Source organism: Microcoleus sp. PH2017_35_SFW_U_B (assembly GCF_020737865.1).
In the GTDB taxonomy this organism is placed as follows: domain Bacteria; phylum Cyanobacteriota; class Cyanobacteriia; order Cyanobacteriales; family Microcoleaceae; genus Microcoleus.
On sequence record NZ_JAEQDE010000029.1, the window covers coordinates 1 to 17,800 of the forward strand.

Below are 17,800 nucleotides of genomic sequence, written 5' to 3' on the forward strand. Positions count from 1 at the left end.
TATTCCTGTAGTTTTAGGACTGTGGACTAAAATTACTAACGTAGATGTCTAACATTGACTACTTTTGGGTAGCTTTGTCCAGGTTTTTACGAGCGGTTGGTTAACCAATATCTTCGATTGACATCCAGATATTTGTAAGCCAACCCTTCCCACGCGCTAGATCGAGTGCTTGTGGCTCACCCGGAGCAACTCAAAACTATCGATACTATCCGTTCAAATACTCGTCCACTTCTTGAGCCCGCTCAAAACCTCTCCGCACGCAATCTCCCAAAGCCACACCGCCAAAGTAGTTGGTGCACAAATACAGCCCCGGCAAAGATTTTAAGCCCCGATCGATCTGTTGCAGGCGATCGAAATGACCCAAATTGTACTGAGGAATCGCCCGCTTCCAAATTTTCACAGTCAACACTTTCGGCTGCGCCGCCTCCGGCTTCAGCAAAATCTGAGACAAATCTCGGTGCACCTCCCCAACAATTTGTTCGGCGTCAAGATTGCCAATTCCCGAATCAGTAGCCCCGCCGATATAACTGGTGAGAGTTTGCCAGCCCGCAGGCGCGCGATCGGCAAATAAACTCGATGTCCAAATCGTCCCCAGAGTGCGAATTCCCTGCCCCCTCGGAATTAAATTTCCAAATCCCACTAATTTACCCTTGAGATCCGACATCGGATATGCCAATACAACGGAGGCAACCGTAGGATAAGTAAAAGCTTGTAAAGCGCTGCTAACGGACGGTTGCAGAGGCTCCAACAACTCGGCTGTAACATAGGCCGGTGTTGTCAAAACTACGGTTCGGGCCTCAACTTCCTGCTGTCCGTCGGGCGTAGAAAATACAGCTATGTAAGTGTCGCGTTCCGTGCGATCGAGTCGAGTCAGGTGCCAGTTGAGTTTCAGTCGATCGCCCAAGTTCGCAGCGATCGCCTCTGGCAGAGCCTGCAACCCCCCTTTAAACGAACCCAACTCCCCCGGCTTAGTCTTCGGAATATTCGGGTCTGCAACAGTCTTTAGCCCCCCCTTGGTAAGGGGGGGTTGGGGGGGTCTTTTCCTAGCAGAAAGCAGCGCCCCCGCCACCAGCCCGCCACCCGCATCAGCCATCTTTGTTACCCGGCCAAAAGCAGCCGCCGCGCTAAGTTGTTGGGGATCCCCCGCATAAACCCCAGACACAAAAGGTTCCACCAAGCGCTGCATCACTTCCTTTCCCAGATGACGGCGGAAAAATTGAGAAACAGTTTCCTCATCACCCTGCTGCGAAAGTTGAGAACCCATTGCCGGCCCCACAAACCCCAAAGCCCCGAACAGCGCCCGCAGTTTCCCCGGAAAACTCAGCAACTGAGACTGAATCATCGCCCCAGGAGTCATCGGCACCGGTTGCAGCTTCTTTTCCCAATAAACAAAACGAGGCAATTTGCGATCGGCAAAAATCAACTCCTGCTTCAAACCGACATCCACAGCCAACTTCAGCAACTCCGGCGTCGGCGAAAAACTATTCGGGCCCTCCTCCCAGAGAAACCCCTCCCCTGTCGCAGTCGTGATATTCCCGCCCACACGTCCCTGACTCTCAGCCACCAAAATCGCCCGTGGCGATGCACTCGTTGCTTCTTTTTGAAGTGCGTGCGCCAAACTCAAACCGCTAATCCCCGCACCCACAATCAAGGTATCTAAAACTTCCATGTTACATATATAAAAATATCGCAATCTTTATGTTACATGGGTTTGCACGGCTTGTGCTCTTTGCTGGGCATACCGCAAAACCGCTTGCAGATTAACGAATTGGGAATTGGGAATCGGGAATTGGGAATTGAGAATCGGGAATTGGGAATTGGGAATCGGGAATCGGGAATCGGGAATCGGGAATCGGGAATTGGGAATCGGGAATCGGGAATTGGGAATTGGGAATCGGGAATTGAAAATCGGTAAATTCTCCCGTATTTCTAAAGCATTTTTCTCAAAAATTGTCGATTAATCTTCCCCTCTCCCCCTCTCCCCCTCTCCCTCTCTTTAACTAAAAAGGACTTACATTATTGCTGTGCAAGTCTTGAGGCGATTGAAACAGAGTTTCCAGATAAACCCTGGCAGCTTGGCGGTAGCTGCGGGAAGCTTCCGGCGTACCGCTATCGGCATTCTGCAACAAAAACAGCGACAGGGAGGCGGAGAATACTCGATCGAGATCCCATTCGGGATGAGTTTCCAGGTAAATTTTGAGAGAATCGTGCAGCGTTTCGGGAATTTCGGCAAAAATACTGACTGTTGGGTTCATCATTTTTTAGTCTCGCTAATAAATTGAAAATAGAACCCCCTTTTCGGCCGGATACAGGTACAGGCACAGCCGAAATCAGAGCGCTTTTTTTAGGTCGGTCGCATCATTGTGCGTATCAATAGGTGGGTTTGTCAATGTTGCAAAATATTACAAACTCCTTTATGTAAAAAAAAGATTTACGCAAAAATAAGCCTTTTGAGGCTTTTTTGTTACATAAGTTTACATATGAGAGGTTTATATCAGGGATTTGGCAAGAGGTTAACGAAATCCCCAATTCCGCAGCAAGATCCGACCGTACCGTTAATTTCTGTGGAAAACTTTTTGAAATCTGTGGAAAACCTCAGACTTGCCTGTGGAAACGCTGTGGAATGTTGAGGGAAAAGTCAGGGAAAAAATAAGAATTGCAAAGGCGATTAATGGGTCATGGGTCATGGGTCATGGGTCATGGGTCATTGGTCTTTTCAGGCATTTTCGCCCGATCGAGCCCGATCGAACTTGCACCCCCGACCCGACAATATAGCCTTTCTCAAAAAGATGAGGTACATAAGGCATAGGCCTGGAGTGGCTTCCGTGGGCATACTTTACTTTTTCGAGAACCGCCATAGCCTTTCGAGCGCCAAACGCCAACAGTCATTTTATTTTTGAATCTGAAATTTATCTTTTACTTGGACTGATGGCTGATTGTCAATTAAGGAAATTAATTCGGCTGACTGAGCGCCACTAAAAACAATAAAAGTTTATAGATTTTCAGGTTTTTCTTTGAATTTACTAGAACATAGCATTGATTTCCAAAGATAGGGACACCGACCAGCAAATTTAAAATTAATGTCGGTATATCCTTCTGTAGTCAATAATTTAGTCAGGGTCTTTACTGAAAAGAATTTAATGTGTCCGTTGTCCCAAAGCACGGTAAAATGTTTTTCTAACTTGCCGGAAATAGCTAATATCAGGTTTTTTAAATAGCCGTGATAGGGTGTGGAAATAATTAGCATCCCTCCCGGCTTTAGACATAATTTGGCATTTTTAGCCAGTTCTTTCGGATAAAGTAAGTGTTCGATTACTTCAATGGCTAAGACAACATCAAATGAGTTCAGCATATCGGTATCGGGGAGTTCATAAATATCTGCTTGGATAAACTGACACTCTGGGAAACTTTGACGGGAGATGGCAATTCCGGGTGCAGAAGTGTCAACGCCGACAACTTCGCAGCCGTACTCTGCGATGACGTGACTGAGGCTGCCATTGCCACAGCCGAGATCCAAAACTCGGAGTTTTGTCGGGCTGGCATCCTGAAGTGTCGCCAGCATTTCTAGAAGGGGAGATACCAAATAAGCGTGATGATATCTGGGACGGTTGTTTGTGTAATAATACGTATAATTGGTGGAGTTTTTTTTCATCGCTCTATGAGACTATTGTCGAGGTCGCAAATTGACGTGGCGTGGATGCACTGTTTGGGCTAATGTTCGTCAGAATTACGGTTGTGAGAGTCGATCGGCGACTCGATCGTCTCATTGTTTGACAGGTAAATTATTGTTACCGCATCAATCCTATGTCACAAAAAATCTTTCCCAGGGTGCAAAATCTCGCATCGCCCATTTGATGGGGTATCCCTCGAAGGCATTCGCGACCCAAAGTGCGATCGAGCCAGAAGTCTCTCTCGATCGCTAGCCCGAGACACAAGTTTTTGCCTCTTACCTTCGGTCGCAACCGTGCATCTATGCCATTCTACCTTCAACCCACTGCCGTCTGTCAGCCTGAAAGATTTTACCCCTGGGCGATCGGCTGCAAATCGAGCCGAGAATTGAAAATGGAAGTGTGATTCAAATCACAGCCATTTGCCCAACAAATTGCTGAGCATCTTTAAGTAAAGACTGGTCACCAGACGTGCAAAATTTCTGCCTAAATCCCTCAAATCTCCGTATCTCGCTCCCATTATTGCAGCCATTCATCCAATTTTTGTCTCAGACGGTTGTGCCAATCCCCTCTCGCCTTTATTTTCGATCTCACACCTACTTTTACATTGGCTTGTAGTGGAATTTTATCAAATGGTTCTTCATTGTGTGGGAGGAAACCTAATCTATTGTGCCTTTTGAAAGTCATTGACATTTTCTATTAGCTGTTGATATATTTGCAGATATACCTGCAAATAGGGTAAAACAATGTACAGTCTGAAACAAGAGCTAAAACTGAATAATAAAGAACGCTCTTTGCTAGATGGCTGTGCAAGTTTGGCGAGGCTTGTTTATAACTTGCGATTATCCATACTAACCCAGTCATGGCAATTTGAAGAAATCAAAGCCAGTGATTCTCAACAATTAGCTGATATTCAGAAAGTCTTTACCAATCAGGTAAAAATCAAGCCTGAGTATGCTTGGATAAAAGGCTATCCATTAGCTATCTATCCATCAGCACTGAATAATTTAGGTAAAGCTATCCAAGGGTGGCGACTAGGTAAATCAGGCTTGACTCGATTCAAATTTAAAAAGAAAGGTGATAGTTTCACCAGCAAAAACAAATCAGGAGTATATCCTGCAAAGGGTGAAGCAATGATGCCATTTACTAATCGCCAAGTCCGACTCAAGAGGAAGCAAAGCACAATCCCTGGTTTGGAAAAATTCAGACTCAAGCAACCAATAGCATTTGTGAGTTATAGCAAAACATTCACTATCTCTAGGGCAGCAGACAAAGGGTTGGTCTCCTGGAATCTGCCTGTTGATGACAAAAATTTACACAGAGTGCATCAAGTTCAGACTGTTGGTGTTGACTTAGGTGTCAAATGCTTTGCCACGTTGTCAGATGGCTTATTCACGATCGCACCACAAATCCTGAAAATATCAAAAATCAAGTCGATCAAGAATCGGTGGTACAACCGCAACCAGAAATCAGGGAACCGTACTCAAACAATTAGAGCATCTAACAATGGCTGGAAATACTACCAAAAATTACCAATAAAACCCGCAGATATTGCTAACCTCAGACGAATTTTGGGGCAAAAAAAAATAACAACTGATATTATCAGCCGAAAATACTACCAGATTCGGATTGAAGACCTCAATATCTCTGGCACGATCGCTAATCAAAAATTAGCGATCGACCTGGAGAGCTTAGGTATTGATGAATTCCGCAGAATTTTGACCTACAAAGTGGCATTTTGGGGAACCAAGGTAGAACTGGTTGACAGGTGGTCTCCTTCGTCTAAAACCTGTTCTTGCTGTGGCAATATTCAGCAAATGCCTCTCAAGGAACCTGTATATAGCTGCGATCGATGTGGTGTTTCCCTCAATTGCAATCTAAATGCAGCAATAATTCTGGAAAATGCCCGCCAGAGCATTGTACCTGAGGCAAGCGCCCAATTAAGGCCTGCGAACAACAAGATGCCGTCATCCTTGGTTGAAGCAGGAAGCAAACGTCAATTTAAGCCAAATGCTTGATTTGAGTAAGTTTTGTGTTGCACACTTAGAATCGAGATTACTACAGTGGCTTCTATAATTGTGTTTAAATGTTGTTTTGAAGCTGTGTTGTCTGGTCAGCAGGGCACCCTAGACCGATTCGCGCTTTCCGTCTGGTTGATTGCACTATGGTCGCTGTTGGTGTTGCACCTTAATTTTGATATGTCCTATGGTTAAGTTAGGTCAATCCTCCTTTCGCCGTATTTTACTGTCGCGGATTTTGTTGCTCAGCGTACCTGTTCTACTGGTGGGGGAGTATGTTACCTATCGCAAGGCACGCTCGACGCTTCTGGAAACTGCTCGTCTAAACTTGACAGAAAGTGCAGTCAGAAAAGCAGAAACTATTGAACAGTGGTCGAAATCGCTGAAGTCCAATCTGATCGGCGCTTCGGAAAACTCAATGTTGCAGTCTGTAGAGCCGAAGGATTATCAAAAGTTTATCGCGCAATTAGGGCAGCGGTTGCCAGCCCAGGTTGATTGCTTGCAATTGACTAATGTACAGACAAATCAAGTGATAGCTAGCACTTGCGGGCAGCAGCCGATTCAGTCGCTACCTGCCAAGTTTTGGCCGCCTGTGCAGCAGCAGCAAACTCTGCTGGATGACAAGAGCGTTTACATCAGTCTGTCGTGGCCTCTCCAGCGACAGGGAAAAGCCAGCAGCAAGAAGGTGGCTTCGGGTGGTGAGGATTTTCCAGATGCGAGTAAAGAAGCTCGCGACAGCCAAGTTAGTTTGGTGCTGAGCGCTCCAGTTTACACTCGTCGGGGCAACACCCGGCAGTTGAGTTATGCTTTGAGTTTGCAGTCGGCCCTGCCGGTGCAAACCAGTGCTCCGAAGGGTTCTCTAGCTGGCTATACGGTGGCGATCGACCAAGATGGGACGATTTTGGCGCATCCGAATATCAACCGCGTGGGCCGCAATATCGATGCTGAGGCAGATGCCGATCGACTAAAAAGTATTCTCAGAAGGGCGATGGCTGGCGGACAGGCTTTTCTCCACCTATTTTCCTTTGAAAGAAATGGCGTAGAGTTGCTAGCAGGATACGCTGCTATCCCGAGTCCTTCAACTAGAAAGGAGAACAGCAAGTGGATTATTTTAGCTGTCTCTCGTTTAGATTATGCTCTGTCAGGTTTGGAAGAAATTCAGCAAGTTTTATTTAATTTAATTGTGGGTTTGGTTGCTGCTAGTATCATCGCGACTTTATATCTGTCTCGCGACTTAGCGCGTCCTTTGGAAAAACTGAGAGACTACGCGCAGACAGTGGATACAGCAGAAGCGCCCCTAGCAGTGCCGGAAAATTTTCAAATTAGAGAATTTAATCAACTATCAGAAGCTCTCAACAGCATGGTGCAGCGCCTCAGAACCTGGGCAGGAGAATTGGAAATCGCAACCAAGGAAGCGCAAGTTGCCAATCAGTTAAAAAATGAATTTTTGGGAAATATTTCTCACGAATTGAGAACGCCACTCAACGGAATTATTGGTTTTATTCAAATTGTGCGTGACGGCTACTGCGATGACCGAGATGAAGAGATGGAGTTCTTGCAGCGCGCCCATGACTCTTCAATGCAATTGCTCAATATTATTAATGATATTTTGGACATTGCTAAAATAGAATCCGGCACTTTCTCCCTGATGTTAGAAGTAGTTGATATTACTCAGGTACTTGAAGACGCGATTGATTTGCAAGCGGCTCAAATTGAGGAAAAAGGTTTAAAATTAAACTTGCCACCTGCTCACGATCCGATTATTGTTCATGCGGATCCGGAGAAGCTAAAACAGGTATTTTTAAACGTGTTGAGCAATGCCGTTAAGTTTACAGAGTCGGGCAGCATTAGTATATCTGTGCGGTTAGAAGCCAGGACTAATTCTGGTAGTTTTAACGGGAGTGTGCCGGAAAATGCGTTAGCGCAGCCCTCGGAGAGGATCGCCAACAACACCCAAAGCGATTGGGTTGTGGTGACAATTAAAGATACCGGAGTTGGTATAGATCCCGAGCAGCAGCAGAAATTGTTTCAACCTTTTGTGATGGCGGATGGTTCTACAACTCGCAAGTTTGGCGGTAACGGTTTGGGCTTGGCTATCTCCCGAAGGATCATGGAATCTATGATCGGAAGCATTACCCTGCACAGCGCGGGTGTGGATCAAGGTACTGCGGTGATGATTTCTTTGCCTGTCAATCAGCAGTCAAGTTTTTATTTTCACAGCCCGGACTTGGTAAAGGAAAAGGGAAATTTCAAAAGTTATGACTGATATAGCAGTTCTCCAATAGATTGGGAATTGGGAATTGGGAATTGGGAATTGGGCATGGGGCATAGGGCATGGGGCATAGGGCATGGGCCAAACAGGTCATGGGGCATTGGGAATTGGGAAGAAGGCCCGCGCAGGGAATTGGTTATTAGAAAAATGACTAACAAGTAACCACTAACTATTACCCATTATCCTATGCCCATTATCCTATGCCCTATGCCCTATTACCCATTATCCTATGCCCAATGCCCTATGCCCTATTACCCATCTATGCCCTATGCCCCATGACCTGTTTGCCCCATGCCCCATGCCCTATGCCCTATTCCCAGTCGTACCTCATATGGGAGATCGAAAGGCTATATGTCTGGTTAATTATCCTTAATCAAAGGTTCGCAGTGAGGATGTTAGTTATGAGATTTTTATGAGGAATAAGTTATACCAATAAAAAAACCTTGCTACAATACTCTTAGTTAAGTTGGTTTACTCAAATATTGTGGCTGGTGCGTCGCTCGCTCAATTTTCTGTTTTTTTTCGGTACTATGAATGGCGACACACCCTACGAATATTGTTGCATTAATTCTTCAAATGGGTATTACTCACTAGAAACCAATTTTAGGGCGATCGTTCCAACGGACACGATCGGATTTTCTTAATCTAAAATGGTATCAGGGGTTGTCCGCCAAGTTCGAGGGATTTGCTCAAAGTGCTGAGAATGCGGATTAATTCGACGGAAGCCGCACCGGAAGAGCTAGGACAAGGGGTATTTGTTTGCACGCAGTTGAGGAAACGATCGCACACTCGCCGCAGTGGCTCTGCTGGTTCTAAATTTAACACTTCCCGGTACCTGAGATTTGTGGGTGGTGTCCCGATCCTCTTCGTTGGCGTAGCCCCCGTAGGGGCGGGCTTCGCTAACGCACTTTCGCCAAAATTATCCTCATCGCCCCCCCGATTTGAACCACCACGCTGCAAAATTAGAGGAGTTTCCGGCGACATTTCATCAAAAATCAAAGTTCCCAAACTGCCAACAACTGTTAAGCGCCGCTGTTTGTCGGGATTTAGCCAGCACAGGTGAATGAATGCTTGAAATCCGTCGGGATAAGTCAGCGTTACCCAAACTAAATCTGCTAATCCTTCTGCTTGATTTATTGCTTCTTCCCCCTGACTTTTGACTTCTGACTTCGGAAATACAGTACCAGTCGCCCTGACTTGAATAGGGGTTTGTTCCAGCCAAGTATTGAAAATAGCGATATCGTGAACGGCCAAATCCCAAAGGGCATCAACATCATGCCGCACGGGTTCAAAATGGGTGCGCTGGGCGTAACCGTAGCGCAAGGTTCCGAGTTGATGCTGCTGAATAATCGTTTGGCCGCGATCGACTGCGGGATGAAACAGATAAGTGTGATCGACGAAGAGTTGTCGCTGCTGTTTTTGGGCTAATTTGCAGAGTTCTATTGCTTCACTGAGGTTGAGGGCGAGGGGTTTTTCTACTAAGACGTGGTAGCCTTGTTGCAGCGTGGCGGTTGCGAGGGTGTAGTGTGTGGATGCTGGAGTGGCGATCGCCACAGCATCTAGTCCCGGCAATGCTTCTATTTGTGACCAATCGGTAGCTAGAATCACCGAGGGATGCAGATGAAACTGTTTTTGGACAGCCACCAATGAATCTCGATTCGGGTCTACCACCGCTAAAACTTCGCTGTTGGGATGTTCGAGAAAGTTGCGAATTAGGTTAACTCCCCAGCGTCCGGCACCCAATACAGCTATTCCGATTTTCATTGATAATAATTTCAAAAATCGCACGCCAATTATAGCATTATTGGTAATAATTGGATCTCTTTGAATCCTAAAAAATGCCAATTCCAATCCCCAATCCCCAAGGGTGCATCTGGTTTTTGAAGAGGGTGAAGCATGACCGCATATAATTTATTAGTTATAATCTCATATTGACGGAGGTCATGCGATCGCCCCTACAAACATATTTGCTTGCACAAGCCGCTGCACCCAATCCCCAATTACCAATTACCAATTACCAATTACCAATTACCAATTACCAATTACCAATTACCAATTACCAATTACCAATCCCCAATCCCCAATTACAACTGTCAACTGTCAACTGTCAACTGTCAACTCACTACTGACTAATTTATTGAAAGCTGCCTGAGCCGCTGCTTGTTCTGCGGCTTTGATCGATCGACCTTTTCCCTCTGCTACCAACTCTCCCTGAATGTGAACCTCGGCGGTAAAACGATCCTCGCCGCCCTGTACTGTCCCGGTTTCTCGCACGCTATATTTGGGCAAAGTTTTATATTTGCCTTGAGTCAACTCCTGGAGGGCAGCTTTGTAGTTTTGGCGGGCGGGATCGCTGCGAATTTCCGCCGCTAGGCGCTGAAAGTGAGGATCGAGCCAAGGGCGAACTAATTCTAACGTCTGGGCACTCAAATAAAGGGCGGCTAGCAAGGCTTCCAAAGAATCTGCCAGCCTGGGCACTGCGCCTGTTTTGTCCGAGGCGGCGCTGCTGGAAACGATTAAATAGCGATCGAACCCGTAACTGTCAGCGATTTTAGCAAGGATGCGATCGCTCACCAAGATCGATCGAATAGCAGCAAATTCCCCCACCGCACAGTCAGGATAAATTTCAAACAACAATTCCGAAGCCGCCAGCCGCACCACAGCATCGCCGACAAACTCTAATTGCTCGTAATTTGCCTTAGCAGACGCACTAGCATGAGTCAAAGCTAAATCTACAAGATGCCATTTGATCGAAGCATCCTTCGGTAGCCCCAATTTTTCAATTAATATTTCAAGTTGCTTTTGGCGACCTGGATAAATCATACATTTAGGATTGGGGATTGGGGATTGGGGATTGGGGATTGGGGTGCATCTGGGTTTTGCAAATATGTTTGTAGGGGCGAAGCATGACCGCAGTAAATATGAGATTATAACTAATAATTTATATGCGGTCATGCTTCGCCCTCTTGAAAAACCAGATGCACCCTAGGATTGGGGATTTAGGATTGGGGATTGGGGATTGGGGATTGGGCATTTAGGATTTTATTATAATTGCGAATTTCCTTTGCTGATGACTATCCAGGTTTAGAGCTTGTATAAAGTAGCATGAATTGTTGAAAAGAATATCAAATTCATTTTAAGAAAAAAGCTTGTCATTACAAAACCAAATGTTCCGTTACCCAAATATTTGTGCGGGTGCTGATGGGCGAACCTTACCGAAAAATTGGAGGGGAAAAAGTCGGACATAAGCCGGGTTCTGTTCTCTCAACTGCAAGCAGTTTTCGAGGGCAGTTATCTATCTGGGACGCCTGTTACCAGACGCCTCAAGCGGTACCAAAGAACGGAACCGGTAAAAAACCAACCATAGTCCCTCCGACCTTGCTCCCAACCGGGGTTTACCTAGCCAGCACCTCTCGATGCTGCTGGTGCGCTCTTACCGCACCTTTGCACCCTTACCCCTAACACTTTGCGATTTTTGACGATCGATTTTTGATGCAATCTCCAATCTCCAATCTCCAATCTCTAAATGGGGGGCGGTATCTTTCTGTGGCACTATCCTCACGATCGCTCGCACTGGGCGTTACCCAGCAAGTTTGGTTTTTCGGGAGCCCGGACTTTCCTCAGACTAGCTTTCGCTAATCCGCAACCGCCTGCGCCTACTTTTTCCCCAGATTTATTGTACCTGAACCGAAGCATCTCCCATTAAAATAAATCAGAGCTAACAAACATATCAACACCCTCTCCCGAAAAATGTCCTGGGTGGCGATCGCATTCTATCGAATTCCTGGGTTCAGTCATCCTTAAGAGTAGAAAAATTCTCAAACCATCCGCGCCGCCAAAAGAAGTAAACTAAAGTAGAGGCGATCGCTAGCATCAGCCCCCAACAAAGTGGATAGCCAAAATACCAATTCAGTTCCGGCATATTCAACGGTGATTTCTCTGTATTGAAATTCATCCCGTATACTCCCGCCACAAAAGTAAGAGGAATAAAGATACTCGAAATCACCGTCAGCAATTTCATGATTTCATTCATTTTATTCCCCACTGAAGACAAGTAAACGTCCATCAAACCCGAAGACAACTCCCGATAAGTTTCCACCATATCCATCACCTGCACCGTGTGATCGTAACAATCGCGCAGATAAATTCGCACCTCAGGACTAATCAAATCGCTGCTATCGCGAATCAAAACATTAATTGCATCCCGCTGCGGCCAAATGGCGCGGCGCAGCGTCAGCAATTCTCGCCGGATTTTATAAATTTTTTCAAGAGTTTTTCGCGTTGGGCGCACCACCACTTCATCCTCTAACTCTTCAATCCGCTCTCCGTAAACTTCTAATACAGGAAAAAATCCATCTATAATCGAATCTAGGAGAGTATAAGCCAGATAATCTGCTTTGTGCTTGCGAATAGTTCCTTGTCCTTTGCGAATGCGAACTCGCACCGGGTCAAAACAATCATAATCCGGTTCTTCTTGAACAGTTAGTAGGTAATGCTTGCCCAAAATAAAACTTACTTGTTCTTTATGAAAATTATCTGAATTTGGTTTAATCATCACCATCCAAGCAATGATTAAAAGGTGTTCTTCATAGTCTACAACTTTCGGTCGTTGAGGAACATTAACTACATCTTCCTGAGCCATAACGTGCAAATTAAATACTTCGCCCATTTGTCTCCAGGTTTCTTTGTTTCCCAATCCCAACATATCCACCCAAGAAACAGATTCTGTATCTAAATAGGCAGCAGCTTCTCTAGGATTTGCCAATTGGACTCGGGTAGCTCCTGTCTCGCAATAGTCAATTAATACAATCTCAGGAGGTGGCGCATCGGGTTCTAAATCGAGAGTTCCCGGTAGCGCTCCCGGATCGTCATAAAAATAGTCAACGTAGGAATCATCATCATCTTTAATTGGTTTGGTGACGGCACTAGAAGTATGTATGCTTTTGTATACCATGTTGATATTCCTTACTTTTAGTATCTTTAATTAGGTTATCATTTTTTTTGGATAATTACCAATTAAATCTGGCATGAATAAGTTTGAAAGTGACTTATTAGGGAGGTATCGAAAACCAGTTTTTTTTGTATAATTATCGCAGCCAAATAAATGTTTTATAATAAATCTGTTGTTTTGCCTCCGCTATATTAAATAACCAATCACCAATCACCAATCACCAATCACCAATCACGGGTGCATCTGGTTTTGGAAGAGGAAGAGGGCGAAGCATGACCGCATATAAGTTATTAGTTATCATCTCATATTGATTGCGGTCATGCTTCGCCCCTACGGATATATTCGCCTTGCGCCAGATGCACCCCCAATTACCAATTACCAATTACCAATTACCAATTACCAATTACCAATTACCAATTACCAATTACCAATTACCAATTACCAATTACCAATTACCAATTATTAATAGGAATCTCGATCGCAAATTCAGTGCCACCACCGGGCGCGGAAATACAGTCCAGCTTGCCCCTGTGTCTTTCCACCACAATCTGATAGGAGATGGACAGTCCCAAACCAGTACCTTTACCGACGGGTTTAGTAGTAAAAAACGGGTCAAATATCCGAGATTTAACAGACTCTGCCATTCCCGACCCGTTATCCGAAATTGCGATCGCCACTCGATTGTTATCCAACACCTCCGTGCGAATCCGAATCAAAGGAAATGCGTCACAAGCCAAAGGTAAAGTAGGAAAGTTTTGCCGTTCCCCATCCGTTGCACTCGCGAATTCCAATTTTCTATTTCTAACATTTGCCAAAGCATCAATTGCATTACTTAGTATATTCATAAACACTTGATTTAACTGTCCGACATAGCACTGTATCGGTGGCAGTATTCCATATTCTTTGACTATTTCAATCTGGCGATTTTTACCATTTTCTTTGATTTTGTGTTGCAAAATTAACAGCGCGCTGTCAATTCCTTCGTGAATATCAACACGCTTAATATCAGATTCTTCCAGCCGGGAAAAATTTCGCAAAGACAGAACAATTTCGCGAATGCGATCGGCTCCATTTTCAATTGAATTCAGCAGGTTCGGGAAATCCTCTTGCATAAATTCTACTTCTATTTCTTGAGCAAAATTCGCGATTTCCGTCACTGGTTGCGGGTAATTTTTTTGATACAAACTACACAGTTGCAGCAAATTTTTTGCATACTCGTTAGCGTGAATAATATTGCCGTAAATAAAACTAACAGGATTATTGATTTCGTGAGCAATTCCGGCTACTAGCTGTCCCAAACTCGACATTTTTTCTGCTTGAATTAATTGAGCTTGAGTCCGGCCTAATTGTTCCAAGGTTTGCTCTAGTTCGCGATTTTTATCTTTTAATTCTGATTCGGCTTGTTTGCGCTTGGTAATATTGCGGGCGATAACTATTGCCTGATTCGAGTTAAAAGGTAGCAATCTCGCTTCATAGGTTTCTTCCCCAGACGGCATGGATAGGGAATACTCTAGACTAACTGGAGTTCTATTTTTGGCAACTTCCAGTAGAGCCTGTTCTAGCTGGCTAGCGGCGGTTGTTGGCAATATATCGGTCACTTGTTTGCCAAGAAAAGAGTCGGAATTCAGGTACAAATCCCCTGAATTTCCTGACAAATAATCCAAAATAATGCCGTCAGCATTGAGGCGGAAATACAGATCCGGCAATGCTAGAAAAACAGATTCCAACTCAGAAGTTTTTTGGCGCAATGCTTCTTGGGCGTAGTAGCGATCGCTAATATCCAAAATTACCCCATCCAAACAGGAAACGCTCCCATCGGCGTCGAACACTGGAGAACCTTTATCCCACACCCATTTAACGGTGCTGTCTGCTGCTAGCAAGCGGTATTCTAAATTATAAGACTGTTTATTTTCTATTCCTTGCCGAATAGTTGCTTCTACTTTTGCCAAATCTTCGGGGTAAATAATGCTAGCAAAAGTTCTGCCTTTGCTGTCCAAACGCGAAATAAAATCCCCAGCCGGGTAGCCCGCTATTAAGTAAATTGCCTCGCTAATAAAACTTGTTGAAAAATCGCACTGCCAGCGATAAACCACCCCGGGAATATTAGCAACCAAAGACCTAAATCTGGCTTCACTCCTACGCAAAGCTGCTTCCGATTCATGGCGTTTTGTAATATCGTTAGTAAAACCTAGCACTGCAAATATATTACCTTCAGTATCGCGCAGAGGGACTTTTTTGGTATCTAAAATATGTATTGAACCATCAGCAACTGTTGCGGCATCGCAGGGATTGTGGATGATTTCGCCTGCCAGTACAGCAGAGTCGTCTGTGCGAAATCCTCGGATATTTTGTGCGGAATTTCCAAATACTAGCTCTTCTGAGAATCCTAATTCTAAATCTGATTTGCCAATTATTTCTTCGACTGTTTTACCGATCGCTTCGGCTAAACTGTTGTTGGCCAAAATGTAGCGAAATTGTTTATTCTTGGCAAAAATCCAGTCACTGGTTTTGTCGATTACCGTCCGCAGAAGTTGTTCCGAACGTTCGGTTTGTGCCAATGCTACTTGCAGTTCTACTTCCAGGCACTTGCGATCTGTAATGTTTTCAAATGCCACGCCTACGGAGTTGTTAGGTAACGGAAAAGCTTTAATAGAAAAAGCACGAGTTATTTTTCCCGATTCGTCGCTGTCAATATCTTCAACTTCTACAGCTTTTTGGTTGCGAATTACTTCAGCAAATGCTTGGGGAATGTTTTTCGATCGCAAATGCGGAAAAATCTCGTCGATTGTCATGCCCAAAACGTCGGCCATTTCTAGCCCGGTAAACCGCGTAGCAGCGGGATTCGAGGCGATCGCCCTCAAGGTGCTATCATCGTCTATATTTTCCAAATGGTAGACGTACAAACCAATTTGCATATTCTCGACAATTTGGTCGTAGAGGCGCACGCTTTCGTCTACCTGCCTGCGTTCGGTGATATCTTCTGTAATCCCCAAAACGTACTGAGGCTCGCCCTGAGCGTCGAGAATTGGCACTTTGCGGGTGTGCAGTATTCTCATACCTTTGTGGCGAGTTTGGATCGGCTCTTCGGCTATTTCTTTAACCAGAGATTGGTTGTGATGGCTGGTCAATATTTCCCTGTCTTGAGCGGTAAAAACGTCAGCTTGCTCTTTCGGGTAAATATCGTAGTCATTTTTGCCGATCGCCTCTTGAGATGTCACACCTGCGATCGTTTCCCCCGCCTTATTCCACAGCACGAATTTTAGCGAAGAAGCATCTTTAGCAAAAACTCCCAACGGCAGATTTTCTACTACGGAATTGAGGAACCCTCTAGCTGATTTTAATTCAGCTTCTGCACGCTTGCGTTCGATGCCTAAAGCGATGACATCGGCAACGGATCCTAAAGTTTCTTCAAAGGGTACTGTCAGCGACTGGTGGCTGACAATTACCATGACTCCCACTAGCCTTTCTTCGACAATTAAAGGATAGCCGGCGAAGGTAAGAATTTGCTTGGGGATTTGGCAATTTCCCCGATTGTGACTGCTGTCGATAATTGCTAATTGCGAACTGTGTGCTGGCGTGGCTTCCCCGCATTCTTGCTCCTCTAGCCCCAAATGATTCAGTTCAAATCGGCAGTCAAATAGTGGTTTTTGCTGTTCGGCGATCGAGTTAACCTTATTTTGAATAAATCTAGCAACCTCGTCTGTGCGGCTGTAGATTCCAGAGGTTGCTTGCAACTCGCAAATATTGTATTGAGAGTTAAAAGTCCAAATTTCAGCAGAGGCGACATCGAGATTTCGTACCATTGCCTCGCAACAGGGAAGCAGGATATCTTGAGGGTGTTTGGTGAGGGCAATACCGACATCGGCTACCATTGCTGTGAGGCGAGAAGCTTGGGCTTTTTCTGCTTCCAGCCGTTTGCGATCCGTGATATCTTCCACCAAAGAAAGCACTGTAAAAGTGTCGCCGCTGCGAATAATCGAGTTGAACCAACGACACCAAATAACTTGTCCGCATTTGGTTTTATTTTGATTGATTGAAGTATTGCCGTTACCGGAGGCTAGTTCGAGTTCGATCGCACTTACAGCCTCTCGATCGTCCTCGCAAACCAAATCCAAATCGCCGAAATGCTTGCCCAGCATATCATCGGAAGTCCAGCCAAATATTTCTTCAGCACGTTTCGACCACTGAACGATCCGAAAATTCTCATCCCAGCCTACCATTGCCAGGGGACTGTTAGCTGCATTCAACCACAGTAAATGATTCGAGCGACGCAACTGTTGAGTTTTCTGCTGCTGCCAGCGGTAGTGCCTGGTTATATCTCTACCGACACCCAACACCCGCATCTGATTGTTAGCGACATCCAGCGCTGGCGTGTAAGCCGTTTCGTAAATTTTAATCCCGCCATCTGCCGCCGTCACCTCGTGAATTGCCAGCTTTTTTTCCCCTGTGATAAATACTTGTTGCAGGCAGGAATCAATCTGAGAGATTATATTTTTTAGAGCTGTATTATTGGGATATAATTTCAACAATTCCCGATTCGTTTTGTTGACTGCTTCAGCCGGATCCAATCCCATCCAAGCAGCAGCTACAGGATTAATCGATATGTACTTTTGCTGTCGATCGCACTCTAGGAAAGCATCAACAGAGTCAGAGAAAAAAGACTGTAACGAGTTGATAACTTCCTGCATGGGTATTTTTTGATCACTTGCAAGTTAAGCTTTAAATTTTTCCTAAAGTTAGTTTAACTCACTCAAATATTTTTTCGCACTTTACTGCTGGCGTTCCCGGTACAATTTTCGGCCCGTTCCCTATAATACAAAAAATTTCAGGAAATAGTATGTTTTGGAATATAACTTAATTAGAGCATCTGCTCTTTTTTTCAACAAGACGC

The 17,800-nt window shown here is 44.9% G+C and carries 13 protein-coding genes and 1 other RNA gene; 6 read left to right on the plus strand and 8 right to left on the minus strand.

The features are described 5' to 3' along the window. Positions 1-205 precede the first annotated feature (205 nt). The gene (hemG, locus tag JGK36_RS06550) at positions 206-1,669 is read right to left on the minus strand and encodes a protoporphyrinogen oxidase (RefSeq protein WP_293191236.1); all 1,464 of its coding nucleotides are present in this window, start codon (positions 1,667-1,669) and stop codon (positions 206-208) included. A 36-nt stretch (positions 1,670-1,705) separates the two neighbouring features. Between hemG and JGK36_RS06555 the strand changes: the two genes are divergently transcribed. Then, a complete protein-coding gene (locus tag JGK36_RS06555) occupies positions 1,706-1,915 on the plus strand; it encodes a hypothetical protein (RefSeq protein WP_293200852.1) in 210 nt (69 codons plus the stop codon). A gap of 85 nt (positions 1,916-2,000) precedes the next feature. On the opposite strand, the gene JGK36_RS06560 is transcribed toward JGK36_RS06555, so the two are convergent. Together JGK36_RS06560 and JGK36_RS06565 are read right to left on the minus strand one after the other, a co-directional pair. Beyond that, positions 2,001-2,255, minus strand: coding sequence for a DUF2811 domain-containing protein (locus JGK36_RS06560; RefSeq protein ID WP_293152247.1), 255 nt, complete (start codon positions 2,253-2,255; stop codon positions 2,001-2,003). Positions 2,256-2,992: 737 nt separating this feature from the next. After that, positions 2,993-3,652, minus strand: a complete 660-nt coding sequence (locus tag JGK36_RS06565; RefSeq protein WP_293196533.1) for a class I SAM-dependent methyltransferase — start codon at positions 3,650-3,652, stop codon at positions 2,993-2,995. 31 nt (positions 3,653-3,683) lie between these two features. Between JGK36_RS06565 and JGK36_RS06570 the strand changes: the two genes are divergently transcribed. From JGK36_RS06570 to JGK36_RS06580, 3 genes are all read left to right on the plus strand, one after another. Further along, positions 3,684-3,923 (plus strand): hypothetical protein, encoded by a 240-nt coding sequence (locus tag JGK36_RS06570; protein ID WP_293177946.1) that lies wholly within the window; start codon positions 3,684-3,686, stop codon positions 3,921-3,923. Positions 3,924-4,414: 491 nt separating this feature from the next. Next, entirely contained in the window at positions 4,415-5,686 is a 1,272-nt protein-coding gene (locus tag JGK36_RS06575) for a transposase (protein WP_293177943.1), read from the plus strand. A 187-nt stretch (positions 5,687-5,873) separates the two neighbouring features. Continuing rightward, a complete protein-coding gene (locus JGK36_RS06580; protein ID WP_293177940.1) occupies positions 5,874-7,952 on the plus strand; it encodes an ATP-binding protein in 2,079 nt (692 codons plus the stop codon). Positions 7,953-8,603: 651 nt separating this feature from the next. On the opposite strand, the gene JGK36_RS06585 is transcribed toward JGK36_RS06580, so the two are convergent. Beyond that, on the minus strand, positions 8,604-9,722 hold the full coding sequence (locus JGK36_RS06585; protein WP_293196535.1) for a Gfo/Idh/MocA family oxidoreductase: 1,119 nt from the start codon (positions 9,720-9,722) through the stop codon (positions 8,604-8,606). A gap of 179 nt (positions 9,723-9,901) precedes the next feature. On the opposite strand from JGK36_RS06585, the gene JGK36_RS06590 reads away from it, so the two are divergent. Next, the gene (locus JGK36_RS06590; RefSeq protein ID WP_293196537.1) at positions 9,902-10,087 is read left to right on the plus strand and encodes a hypothetical protein; all 186 of its coding nucleotides are present in this window, start codon (positions 9,902-9,904) and stop codon (positions 10,085-10,087) included. On the opposite strand, the gene rnc is transcribed toward JGK36_RS06590, so the two are convergent. From rnc to corA, 3 genes are all read right to left on the minus strand, one after another. Then, positions 10,059-10,781, minus strand: coding sequence for a ribonuclease III (gene rnc / locus JGK36_RS06595; protein WP_293177931.1), 723 nt, complete (start codon positions 10,779-10,781; stop codon positions 10,059-10,061). The two genes, JGK36_RS06590 and rnc, sit on opposite strands and share 29 nt — an antisense overlap. 406 nt (positions 10,782-11,187) lie before the next feature. After that, positions 11,188-11,622: RNase P RNA component class A (rnpB, locus tag JGK36_RS06600), an RNA gene on the minus strand. Between the two features lie 126 nt (positions 11,623-11,748). Further along, the gene (corA, locus tag JGK36_RS06605; RefSeq protein WP_293177927.1) at positions 11,749-12,912 is read right to left on the minus strand and encodes a magnesium/cobalt transporter CorA; all 1,164 of its coding nucleotides are present in this window, start codon (positions 12,910-12,912) and stop codon (positions 11,749-11,751) included. 316 nt (positions 12,913-13,228) lie between these two features. On the opposite strand from corA, the gene JGK36_RS06610 reads away from it, so the two are divergent. Continuing rightward, positions 13,229-13,375 carry a hypothetical protein gene (locus tag JGK36_RS06610; protein WP_293200854.1) on the plus strand — a complete coding sequence of 49 codons (147 nt, stop codon included), beginning with the start codon at positions 13,229-13,231 and terminating at the stop codon, positions 13,373-13,375. Here the strand turns inward: JGK36_RS06610 and JGK36_RS06615 are convergent. Then, positions 13,362-17,597, minus strand: coding sequence for a PAS domain-containing protein (locus JGK36_RS06615; RefSeq protein ID WP_293200856.1), 4,236 nt, complete (start codon positions 17,595-17,597; stop codon positions 13,362-13,364). The two genes, JGK36_RS06610 and JGK36_RS06615, sit on opposite strands and share 14 nt — an antisense overlap. Positions 17,598-17,800: the final 203 nt, after the last annotated feature.

Coding starts and splice junctions, on each gene's coding strand:
- hemG (WP_293191236.1), bottom strand. CDS start 1,669: ATGGAAGTTTTAGATACCTTGATTGTGGGTGCGGGGATTAGCGGTTTG.
- JGK36_RS06585 (WP_293196535.1), bottom strand. CDS start 9,722: ATGAAAATCGGAATAGCTGTATTGGGTGCCGGACGCTGGGGAGTTAAC.
- rnc (WP_293177931.1), bottom strand. CDS start 10,781: ATGATTTATCCAGGTCGCCAAAAGCAACTTGAAATATTAATTGAAAAA.
- JGK36_RS06560 (WP_293152247.1), bottom strand. CDS start 2,255: ATGAACCCAACAGTCAGTATTTTTGCCGAAATTCCCGAAACGCTGCAC.
- JGK36_RS06555 (WP_293200852.1), top strand. CDS start 1,706: ATGGGTTTGCACGGCTTGTGCTCTTTGCTGGGCATACCGCAAAACCGC.
- JGK36_RS06565 (WP_293196533.1), bottom strand. CDS start 3,652: ATGAAAAAAAACTCCACCAATTATACGTATTATTACACAAACAACCGT.
- JGK36_RS06580 (WP_293177940.1), top strand. CDS start 5,874: ATGGTTAAGTTAGGTCAATCCTCCTTTCGCCGTATTTTACTGTCGCGG.
- JGK36_RS06615 (WP_293200856.1), bottom strand. CDS start 17,597: ATGCAGGAAGTTATCAACTCGTTACAGTCTTTTTTCTCTGACTCTGTT.
- JGK36_RS06610 (WP_293200854.1), top strand. CDS start 13,229: ATGCTTCGCCCCTACGGATATATTCGCCTTGCGCCAGATGCACCCCCA.
- corA (WP_293177927.1), bottom strand. CDS start 12,912: ATGGTATACAAAAGCATACATACTTCTAGTGCCGTCACCAAACCAATT.
- JGK36_RS06590 (WP_293196537.1), top strand. CDS start 9,902: ATGCGATCGCCCCTACAAACATATTTGCTTGCACAAGCCGCTGCACCC.
- JGK36_RS06575 (WP_293177943.1), top strand. CDS start 4,415: ATGTACAGTCTGAAACAAGAGCTAAAACTGAATAATAAAGAACGCTCT.